This is a genomic window from Streptomyces sp. SID1328 (genome assembly GCF_009865595.1).
GTDB lineage: Bacteria > Actinomycetota > Actinomycetes > Streptomycetales > Streptomycetaceae > Streptomyces > Streptomyces griseoluteus.
This window is the reverse complement of record NZ_WWKH01000707.1, coordinates 1-11150: the sequence shown is the minus strand read 5'-3', so window position 1 is coordinate 11150 and position 11150 is coordinate 1. Positions and strand designations below refer to the sequence as shown.

8 protein-coding genes are annotated in these 11150 nt (G+C 73.4%); 2 read left to right on the top strand and 6 right to left on the bottom strand.

What is annotated here, in order from left to right; genetic code table 11:
- On the top strand, nt 1-1236 hold a 1236-nt coding region (locus tag GT030_RS22730; RefSeq protein WP_161202675.1), incomplete at its 5' end, for a PQQ-binding-like beta-propeller repeat protein.
- A 124-nt stretch (nt 1237-1360) separates the two neighbouring features.
- On the opposite strand, the gene GT030_RS22725 is transcribed toward GT030_RS22730, so the two are convergent.
- The 6 genes from GT030_RS22725 to GT030_RS22700 all read right to left on the bottom strand — a co-directional run bounded on the left by GT030_RS22725 (nt 1361) and on the right by GT030_RS22700 (nt 8175).
- Nucleotides 1361-1552: a hypothetical protein gene (locus tag GT030_RS22725; protein WP_161202674.1), complete on the bottom strand. Its 192-nt coding sequence runs from the start codon at nt 1550-1552 to the stop codon at nt 1361-1363.
- 223 nt (nt 1553-1775) lie between these two features.
- Entirely contained in the window at nt 1776-4715 is a 2940-nt protein-coding gene (locus GT030_RS22720) for a BTAD domain-containing putative transcriptional regulator (RefSeq protein ID WP_161202673.1), read from the bottom strand.
- 187 nt (nt 4716-4902) lie between these two features.
- Complete coding sequence (locus GT030_RS22715; RefSeq protein ID WP_161202672.1) at nt 4903-5685, bottom strand: ABC transporter permease; 783 nt, start codon at nt 5683-5685, stop codon at nt 4903-4905.
- Entirely contained in the window at nt 5682-6698 is a 1017-nt protein-coding gene (locus GT030_RS22710; protein WP_202460445.1) for an ATP-binding cassette domain-containing protein, read from the bottom strand. The genes GT030_RS22715 and GT030_RS22710 overlap by 4 nt, the downstream gene beginning before the upstream one ends.
- Nucleotides 6699-6740: 42 nt before the next feature.
- On the bottom strand, nt 6741-7583 hold the full coding sequence (locus tag GT030_RS22705; protein ID WP_161202671.1) for a DUF4097 family beta strand repeat-containing protein: 843 nt from the start codon (nt 7581-7583) through the stop codon (nt 6741-6743).
- 88 nt (nt 7584-7671) lie between these two features.
- Nucleotides 7672-8175: a toxin-antitoxin system HicB family antitoxin gene (locus tag GT030_RS22700; RefSeq protein ID WP_161202670.1), complete on the bottom strand. Its 504-nt coding sequence runs from the start codon at nt 8173-8175 to the stop codon at nt 7672-7674.
- 172 nt (nt 8176-8347) lie between these two features.
- Between GT030_RS22700 and GT030_RS22695 the strand changes: the two genes are divergently transcribed.
- Nucleotides 8348-10933, top strand: coding sequence for a bifunctional FO biosynthesis protein CofGH (locus GT030_RS22695; protein ID WP_161202669.1), 2586 nt, complete (start codon nt 8348-8350; stop codon nt 10931-10933).
- Nucleotides 10934-11150 lie beyond the last annotated feature (217 nt).

Below are 11150 nucleotides of genomic sequence, written 5' to 3'. Positions count from 1 at the left end.
CCGCCGGAGGCCGGTCTGGTGGCGAGCTGGTCCCGGCCGCGCCCCGGCGTCAACGGCGCCGACCCCGCCGTACCCCCGGTGCCGCCGCAGTTGCCGGAGACCTCGGCGGGCTGGCGGCCCTGGCGGTTCCGGATGTCCAACGACGTGTGGGGCACCCCGTCGGTCGACGGGGACCTGGTCTACGTCACCTCCTTCGAGGTGCACGCCCTGGACGTGGCCACCGGGCGGCGCCGCTTCAAGACGCGGGACGTGGCCTGGTCGATGGCGGTCGCGGACGGCCGTATCCACGCCTCCGACGGACCCACCCTGTTCGCGCTGGACGCCCGCGAGGGCACCGACCTGTGGCGGCTGTCCACGGACGCCTGGGTGTACTCGCTGCACGCCGACCACGGCACGGTCGTCACCGGTACGCGCGGCGGCGGGGTGCAGGCGTGGGAGGCGGCGGCCGGGCGCAAGCTGTGGGAGATCTCCGGCTGCCAGACCGACTTCGAGTCGCCCGAGGCCGGCCCCGCCGTGCACGACGGCACGGTCTACGTCTGGCAGGACGCCCGGCTGCGCGCCCTGGAGGCCCGCACGGGCGACGAGCGCTGGTCCTACCCGATCGGCGACGCGGCGTCCTGCGGCGGGGTCCCCGTACGGGTGACCCCGGCGGCGGACGGCTATGTGTACGTCAGCGCGGGCAGCCGGGTCCTCGCCATCGAGGTGTCGACCGGCCGGGTGCGCTGGCACTTCGAGGCCCCGGCGGTGTTCCTGTGCCCGCCCGCCTTCGTGCCGGGCCCGGCGGTCACCGGCGGCGGCGTCTACCTCGCCGACTACCTCGGCACCGTCTACGCCCTGGACGCCACCGACGGCCGCGACCGCTGGCGCATCGCCACCGAGGCCCGCTCCTCGGTGGAACCGGTGCTGGTCGCGGCCGGGCACGTGCACGTCGGCAGCGGCAAGGGCCTGTACACGCTGGACGCGGTCACCGGCACGCCCAAGTGGCGCTTCCAGGCGGGCGGCGACGTGGTGGGCGCCCCCTCGGTCGCCGAGGGCCGCATCCACTTCGGCTCCACCGACCACCTGCTGTACACCCTCAAGGCCGACGACGGCCGGCTGCGCTGGAAGCTCGCCACCGGCGGCGAGATCACCGGCTCACCGGTCGTCAAGGACGGTGTGGTGTACGCGTGCAGCAAGGACCGGTGCGTGTACGCGCTGGACGCGGAGAAGGGCACCGGGACGGCCCGCACGGCCTGAGGGGCGCCCGGAGACACGGAAACGGCCGGGTCCCCCGACCCGGCCGTTTCCGTTTTCCCGCGTGAGCCGCGGCGGCTCCCCCTCCGCTCCGCCGCGGCTCACGCCCCCCGTGTGTGTGGTCCGCCTAGCGCGGGTCGCCCACGGTGATGTGGCTCTCCAGCGTGGTGACGTCGTCCAGGTCGCCCTTGACCGTCTTCTCGCCGGTGATGTGGCTCTCCTGCGGAGCGGCCTCCGGGGCGGCCGCCGCAGTGGCGCCCCCACCGGTGATGTGGCTCTCCTGCGTGGTGACTTCGTCGGACTTCTTGGCGTCGCTCATCGACGTACTCCGTTGCTCTGAGGTGTGCTGTTGTGGCCGGGCCGCCCGGCCGCTCCCCCGAGGGCTTCCGGACGGACCCGGTCACAGCCGGCCACCGCGTGGGCGGCCGACGGCACTACCGATCCGCCCGCCCCCGTGACGACGAATCGGCTGTGAGAAGACTGCACGGGCACGATAAACGAACGATGAACGCCGGGTCCCGCGCATTTCCGCGCGGCCGCCCTCAGCCGGTGGCCGCGGGTGACAGCAGTTCCCGCAGGGAGGCCGCCTCCGCCGAGCCCAGCCGGTCGTAGACGCTCAGCGCGTCCGTCCAGCAGGCGCGGGCCCGGTCCGTCTCGCCCAGCGCGTCCAGGGACTTGCCCAGCACGGTGAGGACGCCCGCCCGGCGCCAGTCGCCGCCCACGTGCAGCAGCACCGAGAGGGACTGCTCGGCCAAGGCCGCGGCGGCCGCCGGGCGTTCGCCGAGCCGCACTTCGGCGAGCCGGAACAGCGTCATGCCCTCCCAGAGCCGCTGCCGGCTGTCCCGGAAGATGGTCAGCGCCTCGGACAGCCGCGCCTCCGCCTCCTCCGCGCGCCCCGACTCGGCCAGCGCGAGGCCGAGTGCGTAACTCCCGTTGGCCAACCGGACGGTGAGGCCCAGGTGCCGGTAGACGGCGACGCCGGACTCGGCCAGCTCCACCGCGCTGTCCACCCGGCCCATCGACAGGTGCACCCGCGACAGGTTGCACAGCGCGCTCGCCTCGCCGGGCAGGTTGCCGTCGGCGCGGTAGGCGGTGAGGGTGCGCTGGAGGTAGGTCTCGGCCTCGGCGTGCCGGCTGCGGTACGCGGCCACGATCCCGCGTTCGCTGGGCGCGTTGCAGTCGATCCACGGGTCCCCGGCCGCACCGGCCAGCTCCACCGCGCGCTCGGCCTCGGCCTCCGCCTCGTCGAACCGGCCCGCGTTGATGTGCACCTGGGCCAGCGTGGTGCGCGCCCGGCCCTCCACCAGCGCGTCCCCCGCCTCGGCCGCCGCGTCCCGGACGACGGTGGCCGCCGCCCCGAACTGGTGGGCGTTGGCACCCGATTCGGCGAGGTCCTTGGCGACGATCAGCAGGTCCACCGCCCGCCGCAGGCTGCCCTGCGCCACCGACTGCCGTACGCAGGCCAGCAGGCAGTCGGCCTCCGCGTACAGCCAGTCCAGGGCGTCCTGGTGCCCGGCGAAGGACAGCCCCTCGTGGTCGTAGGGGTGGAGGTGCTCCACGGTCCGGTCGCCGGGGCGCTCGATGGCGTACACCCGCGCGGCCGTGGCCAGGTAGAAGTCCAGCAGCCTCGAGAGCGCGGCGGCCCGCTCGCCGGGCTCGTGCTCGTCCCGCTCGGCGCACGCTCGCGCGTAGAGCCGTACGAGGTCGTGGAAGCGGTAGCGGCCGGGTGCGGCCGACTCCAGCAGTGAGGTGTCGACCAGTGACTCCAGCAGGTCCTCGGTGTCCTCCGGGCCGAGGTCCAGCAGTGCCGCGGCGGCCGCCAGCGACAGGTCGGGGCCGTAGGCGAGGCCCAGCAGCCGGAACGCCCGCGCCTGGGCGGGTTCGAGCTGGCCGTAGCCCAGCTCGAAGGTGGCCTTGACCGCGAGGTCGCCCGCCTGCAGCTCGTCCAGCCGGCGCCGCTCGTCGGCCAGCTTGGCCGCGAGCACCGACGTGGTCCAGGTGCGGCGGGCGGCGAGCCGGGAGGCGGCGATCCTGATGGCCAGCGGCAGGAACCCGCACGCGGCCACCACGTCCAGCGCGGCCTTCTTCTCGGCCGCGACCCGCTCCTCACCCACGATCTTGGTGAACAGCGCCAGCGCCTCCTCGGGCGACATCACGTCCAGGTCCACCAGGTGCGCCCCGGCGAGCCCGACCATCCGCACCCGCGAGGTCACCAGCGCCGCGCACCCCTCGGTACCGGGCAGCAGCGGTCTGACCTGCGCCGCGTCCTTGGCGTTGTCCAGCAGCACCAGCACCCGGCGCCCGTCCAGCACCGACCGGTACAGCGCGGCTCGCTCCTCCAGCGACTCCGGCACCGCCGAGTCCGCCGTGCCGAGCGCCCGCAGGAACGAGCCGAGCACGGTCTGCGGCTCGGCCGGGCGGGGGCCCGCCCCCTGGAGGTCCACGTAGAGCTGGCCGTCGGGGAAGGCGGCCCTGGCCCGGTGGGCCACGTGCACCGCGAGGGTGGTCTTGCCGACGCCGCCGATCCCGGCCAGCGCGGAGACCGCCATCACCCGGCCCTCCGCCTCCGAGGCCGACGCCAGCACGTCGCTCAGCTCGGTCACGAACGCCGACCGGCCGGTGAAGTCCGGCACCGAAGCGGGCAGTTGGGCGGGGCGTACGACGACCAGGGGAGGTTCCTCGGCGGCGGACGAGGGCTCCGCGAGCGCCGGGTCGGCCCGCAGGATGCGCTGCTGGAGGTCGCTGAGCCCCGGACGCGGGTCCACGCCCAGCTCCTCGGCGAGCAGCCGCCGGGTGTCCGCGTACACCGCCAGCGCCTCCGCCTGCCGGCCGCTGCGGTACAGGGCCACCATCAGCAGCTCGCGGAAGCGTTCGCGCAGCGGGTGCTCGGCGGTCAGCGCGGTCAGCTCCGAGACGGCCTCGGCGTGACTGCCCTGCTCCAGGTCCATGTCCAGCCGGGATTCGAGAAGCTGGAGGCGCCACTCCTCCAGCCGGACCCGCTGGGCCTCCGCGTACGGGCCGGGCACGCCCGCCAGGGCCTCGCCGTCCCACAGTGCCAGCGCCCGGTTCAGCGCCTGGCGTGCCTCGCCCAACTCGCCCGCGCCGCGCGCCTTCTCGGCCTGTGCGGCGAGTTCCTGGGCGACGACGAGATCCAGCGGGGCGAGGGTCCGGATGGCGTAGCCGCTGGACTCGCTGACCAGCACGCCGGGTTCGAGCACCTTGCGCAGCCGGGATGCGTAGGTCCGGACAGCCGCGAGCGCCCTGGGGGGCGGTTCGGTCCCCCAGAGCGCGTCGATCAGTTCGGCCGCCGTGGCGGTACGGCCCTCCCGCAGCAACAGGGCGGCGAGCAGGGCACGTTGCTGCGGAGAGCCGGTGGGGACAGGCGCTTCCCCGCGCCAGGCCCGCACCGGCCCGAGTACCCCGAACCGCAGCATGGCGGAACCGGAGACCCGCTGCTCCGCCAACCGCGGCCCACCGTCCATGCGTTCGCCCCCTAGGCAATCCAACTTCCGCAGCCAGTTTGCCTTCTTCACGCCACTTGCGTCAGCCGTGCGAGACGCCGATCACAAGGCGGCGCGGGGGACTCCACAGAGTTTTTACACTCTCCGGACCTCAGGGGGTGGTCCTGTCGGTCACGCCGGGCTCGCGGCGTCTCCGGCAACACACGCCCTACCGCTTGGTGGTGCTGTTGAACAGCGAGCGGGACCAGAGGTAGCCGACCAGGGCGATCCCCGCACACCAGGCGAGCGAGATCCAGCCGTCGTTCCCGATCGCCGAACCGGTGAGCAGACCGCGCAGGGTCTCGATCATCGGGGTGAAGGGCTGGTGCTCGGCGAACCAGCGCAGCCCCGGTGACATCGACTCGGCCGGCACGAACGCGGAGCCCAGGAAGGGCAGGAACTGCACCAGCAGCGGCTTGTTGCTGGCGGACTCCACCGTGTTGGAGATCAGCCCGAGCGCCACCGACAGCCAGGTCACCGCGAACGCGACGGCCGCGAGGAACCCGGCCGCCGCCAGCCACTCCAGCGGGGTCGCGTCCGGCCGGAACCCGAGGGCCAGCGCGACCGCGATCACCAGGACGAGGCTCACCATCGTCTGGAGGACGCTGCCGATGACATGCCCGGTCATGAAGGACGAGCGGGTGATGTTCATGGTGCGGAAGCGGTTGATGATGCCCTCGGTCATGTCCGAGCAGACCGCGATCGAGGTCGACATGGCCCCGGCCGCCACCCCCATGATGACGACACCGGGGACCAGGTACTCCAGGTAGGCGTCCCGCCCGCCGCCCATGCCGCCGCCGATCGCGCCCCCGAAGGCGTACACGAACAGCAGCAGCATCAGGATCGGCATCATCGAGCTGCCGAGCGAGACGGCCGGGTAGCGGACGGCGTGCTTGACGTTGCGCCGCAGCATCGTCATCGAGTCGTGCACGGCGTAGGCGAGGGTGCTCATCGCTGGGTCTCCTTCGCGAGGGTGTCGGCGGTGACGTGGAGCGGGGTGCCGGTGGTGCCCTGGCCGGTGAGCGCCAGGAAGACGTCGTCCAGGTCGGGGGTGTGCACGGAGAACCCGGCCGCCCGCACCCCGGCCGCGTCGAGCCGGTCCAGCAGGGCGCGCAGGGCGTCCAGGCCGCCGTCGCCGGCCACCCGGAGGGCGAGGTTCTCGTCGTCCCGCGCGGCGCCGGGGAAGGCCGCCGCCGCGCGCTCGTACGCGTCGGGTCCGGTGAACCGCAGCCGGACGTGGGCGCCGGGGATGCGGGCCTTCAGCTCGTCGGCGGTGCCCTCGGCGACGATCCGGCCGCCGTCGAGGACGGCGATCCGGTCGGCCAGCTGGTCGGCCTCCTCCAGGTACTGGGTGGTGAGGAAGACCGTGGTGCCGCCCGCGACCAGCGTGCGGACGGTGTCCCACATGGTGCGGCGGCTGCGCGGGTCGAGCCCGGTCGTCGGCTCGTCCAGGAAGATCACCTGCGGATCGCCGACCAGGGTCATGGCGAGGTCGAGCCTGCGCCGCATGCCGCCGGAGAAGGTCGCGGCCCGCTTGTCCGCCACGTCCGCGATGTCGAACCGCTCCAGCAACTCCCTTGTCCGGGCCCGGCCCTCGCGCTTGCCGAGGCGGAGCAGGTCGGCCATGAGGAGGAGGTTCTCCTCGGCGGTGAGCAGATCGTCCAGCGCGGCGAACTGGCCGGTGACACCGATCGCGGAACGCACGCCGTCCGGCGCGGTGGTGATGTCGTGACCCGCGATCCGGGCCTCGCCGCCGTCGGGGGCGACGAGCGTGGAGAGGATCTGGACGGTGGTGGTCTTCCCGGCGCCGTTCGGCCCGAGCAGGGCGAACACGGTCCCGGCGGGGATGCGCAGGTCGATGCCGTCCAGCACGGTCTTGTCACCGTACGACTTGCGCAGGCCGGTGACGGAGACGGCGGGGTTGTCGGCGGCTTTTCTGGGCGTGGGCATGACAGGAGAAGGCATGGGGCCCTCCTGAGGGCTGGAGTGGGAAGAGGGAGGCGGTGCTCAGGCGTGGGCGCGCAGGATGTCGATGTTGCCCCAGTTGGTGCGGGCGTGGATCTTGACCGTGTCCTCGGTGTGCTCCGGCGCCCCGGCGGAGGTGAGCGCGTTGCGCACCTGTCCGTGGGCGGAGCTGACGTCGAGCCAGGCGGCGGTGCCCTCGCGGACGCCGATCTCGATGGAGCCGTGCGCGGTCTCCAGCTGGACCTCACCGCGCGCCACTTCGGCGACGCGCAGCGGACCGTTGCTGGTGGTGCCGGTGACGGACGCCTCGGTGCGGCCGATGTCGATGCCGCCGTTGGCTCCGCTCACGCGGAGATCCCCGGTGACGGCCTCGAGGACCGTGGCGCCGTTGGTGTTCTTCACGACGGCGGGGCCGTCGATGGTGCCGACGCGGATGGTGCCGCTGCTGCTGGTGATCTCGGCGGCGCCGTCGACCCGGTCCACGGTGACCGAGCCGTGGGCCACGGTCAGCTTCAGTGGGCCGGTGGCGCCGAGGCGTACGTCGCCGGTGGAGGTCTTCACCCGGACCTCGCCCAGCCGGCCCTCGCCGAGCACCTGGGTCCAGGAGCCGGTGACCTCGGCGGAGGAGCCCGCGGGCAGGTGGACCGTGACGTCGACCAGGCCGGAGGGGCCGATGAGCAGCCGCTCGCGGGTCCGGACGGTCAGGGCGCCAGCCGCGAAGCCGACCTCGGTCTGCTCGGCGGCCCGTACGTCCTTGTCCCGCTTGGGGTCGCGGGGCGCGACCTCGACCACGGTGTCCGGGCGGTCGCCGGCCGCGAGCCGGAGGGAACCGGCGCCGATGTGCGCGGTGACGGCGATGGGCTGAGGGGTGTCGAAAGAAGGCATGGCTGTCCCGTCCTCTTGGCTCGTCAGGTCGTCCCCGCAGGTGAGGGACGTGAAGGTGGGTGAGAAGTGGAGCGGTGGCGCGGTGCGGCTAGCGCACCCAGCCCGTGAAGCTCTGGCCGATCGTGCGGGTCTTCTCCGCCGGGCGCGGCCGGCTGGTGCCGTCGACCGCCGCGGAGACGGCGCGCACCAGCCAGGCGTTGACCGACAGGCCCTCGCGGCCCGCCGCCTCCTCGGCGCGCGCCTTGAGGTGCGCCGGGAGCCGGAGGTTGACGCGGGCGGTGCCGCCCTCGTCGGCCTCGGGGACCGGCTGGGGCGCGACCTGGGCCGCTTCCGCGGGAGCGGACTCGGCCGGGGGCGTGGTGACGACGAACTCGGGGTCCAGACCGCGCAGCCGTACGTCGACCGAGCCGGGGGCCAGCTCGCGGGTGATCTCGTCCATCGCGGCGGAGAGCACGTGGAGCATGGTCAGGCGGGTCGCCGACTCCAGTGGAGCGGTGAGCCGCTCGGCCAGTTCGCGCGCCTCCTCGCCGCCGGCCTCGGCGGCCACCGCGAGTTCCCGGCGGAGGGTGTCGACATACGGGGTGAGGTCCATGGCGTTAGCTTGGCACCATTGTGGCGCCATGGCAACCCCTATTGGCACCAAATGGCGCCGAGTGGTGTCACGTGGCGCCACGTGTGGTGCCGTGCAGGCGCCGAGGGGATGCCGCCGGGCCCGCCCGAAAAGCACCCGTAGCTGTGGATCACGCCGAACGTATGCTCAGGGAATGACGACTTCCGCGACCCCCGGAACCGGCCCCACCGAGAACTCCATGCGTCGCGCCCTCAAACGTGCCCGTGACGGCGTCGCCCTCGACGTCTCCGAGGCGGCGGTGCTGCTCCAGGCCCGCGGTGAGGCCCTTGAGGACCTCACCGCCTCCGCCGCACGGGTACGGGACGCGGGACTCGACGCGGCGGGGCGCCCCGGAGTCATCACGTACTCGAAAAGCGTCTTCATCCCGCTGACCCGGCTGTGCCGCGACAAGTGCCACTACTGCACCTTCGTCACCGTCCCCGGCAAGCTGCGCCGCGCCGGCCACGGGATGTTCATGTCGCCGGACGAGGTGCTGGACATCGCCCGCAAGGGTGCCGCGCTCGGCTGCAAGGAAGCGCTCATCACCCTCGGCGACAAGCCCGAGGACCGCTGGCCCGAGGCGCGCGAGTGGCTCGACGCGCACGGCTACGACGACACGATCGCCTACGTACGCGCCATCTCCATCCGCATCCTGGAGGAGACCGGCCTGCTGCCCCACCTCAACCCCGGCGTCATGAGCTGGACCGACTTCCAGCGGCTCAAGCCGGTCGCGCCGAGCATGGGCATGATGCTGGAGACCACCGCCGAGCGCCTCTGGTCCGAGCCCGGCGGCCCGCACCACGGCTCCCCGGACAAGGAACCGGCCGTACGGCTGCGGGTGCTGGAGGACGCCGGCCGCTCCTCCGTGCCCTTCACCTCCGGGCTGCTGATCGGCATCGGGGAGACCTACGAGGAGCGCGCGGACTCGCTGTTCGCGCTGCGCAAGGTCTCCCGCGCCTACCACGGCGTCCAGGAACTGATCATCCAGAACTTCCGCGCCAAGCCGGACACCGCGATGCGCGGGATGCCGGACGCCGAGCTGGATGAGCTGATCGCCACCGTCGCCGTCGCCCGGCACATCATGGGCCCCGCCGCCTGCCTCCAGGCCCCGCCGAACCTGGTCGACAGCGAGTACGAGCGGCTGATCGGCGCCGGCATCGACGACTGGGGCGGGGTCTCGCCGCTCACCATCGACCACGTCAACCCCGAGCGCCCCTGGCCGCAGATCGAGGAGCTGACCGAGCGGTCCCGCGCGGCCGGCTTCGAGCTGCGGGAACGGCTGTGCGTGTACCCGGAGTTCGTCCGCAGGGGCGAACCCTGGCTGGACCCCCGGCTGCGCCCGCACGTGGCCGCCCTGGCGGACCCGGCAACCGGCCTCGCCCGGCCCGGCGTACTCCCCGAGGGCCTGCCCTGGCAGGAGCCGGAGGAGGTGTTCACCGCCACCGGCCGCACCGACCTGCACGCCTCCATCGACACCGAGGGCCGCACCTCCGACCGGCGCGACGACTTCGACGAGGTCTACGGCGACTGGGCCGAGCTGCGCGAGGCCGCCGCCCCCGGCATGGTGCCCGAGCGCATCGACACCGACGTGCGCGAGGCCCTGCGCACGGCCGCCGACGACCCGACGAAGCTGACCGACGCGGAGGCGCTGGCGCTGCTGCACGCGGACGGCGCGGCGCTGGACGCGGTGTGCCGGATCGCGGACGACGTGCGCAAGTCGGTGGTGGGGGACGACGTCACGTACATCGTCACCAGGAACATCAACTTCACCAACGTCTGCTACACCGGCTGCCGTTTCTGCGCCTTCGCCCAGCGGCGCACCGACGCCGACGCCTACACCCTCTCCCTGGACCAGGTCGCGGACCGGGCCCAGCAGGCGTGGGACGTGGGCGCGGTGGAGGTCTGCATGCAGGGCGGCATCCACCCGGACCTGCCCGGCACCGCCTACTTCGACATCGCCCGGGCGGTGAAGGAGCGGGTGCCCGGCATGCATGTGCACGCCTTCTCGCCGATGGAGGTCGTCAACGGGGCGACCCGGACCGGGATGTCCATCCGTGAGTGGCTGACGGCGGCCAAGGAGGCGGGGCTCGACTCGGTACCGGGCACCGCGGCGGAGATCCTGGACGACGAGGTGCGCTGGGTGCTGACCAAGGGCAAGCTGCCCACGGCCACCTGGACCGAGGTCATCACCACCGCGCACGAGCTGGGCATCCGCTCCTCGTCCACGATGATGTACGGCCATGTCGACCAGCCCCGGCACTGGCTGGGCCACCTGCGCACGCTGGCCGGAATCCAGCGGCGGACGGGCGGTTTCACGGAGTTCGTGACGCTGCCGTTCATCCACACCAACGCGCCGGTCTACCTCGCGGGCATCGCACGCCCGGGCCCGACCATGCGGGACAACCGCGCGGTCACCGCCATGGCCCGGCTCCTCCTGCACCCCTGGATTCCCAACATCCAGACGAGCTGGGTCAAGCTCGGCACGGAGGGCGCGGCCGAGATGCTGCGCTCCGGCGCGAACGACCTGGGCGGCACGCTGATGGAGGAGACGATCTCCCGGATGGCGGGGTCGTCGTACGGCTCGTACAAGTCCGTGCGGGACCTGGAGGCGGTCGCGGAGGCGGCCGGGCGGCCGGCGAAGCCGAGGACCACGCTGTACGGCGAGGTGCCGGAGGAGCGGCGGGCCGCGGCCCGCGCGTCGGACGGGCACCTGCCGGATCTGCTGCCCCTCGTGGACTGAGTACGATGATCCGACCCCGGATCTGAGAAGGGGGTCCCACAGCGGAGGAGATGCGTACCCGTGGCTGCCCGACTGCCCTCGTGGGCCTGGGTCTCCGGACTGACGGTCGCGGCGACCGCCGCCGTCGTCGCCCTCGCCGTCCAGGCCGACCACGGCCCGCGCCCCACGGCCCCGGCGGCCCACGCCCGCCCCACGGCCTCGGCCTCCCCGGCCCCGT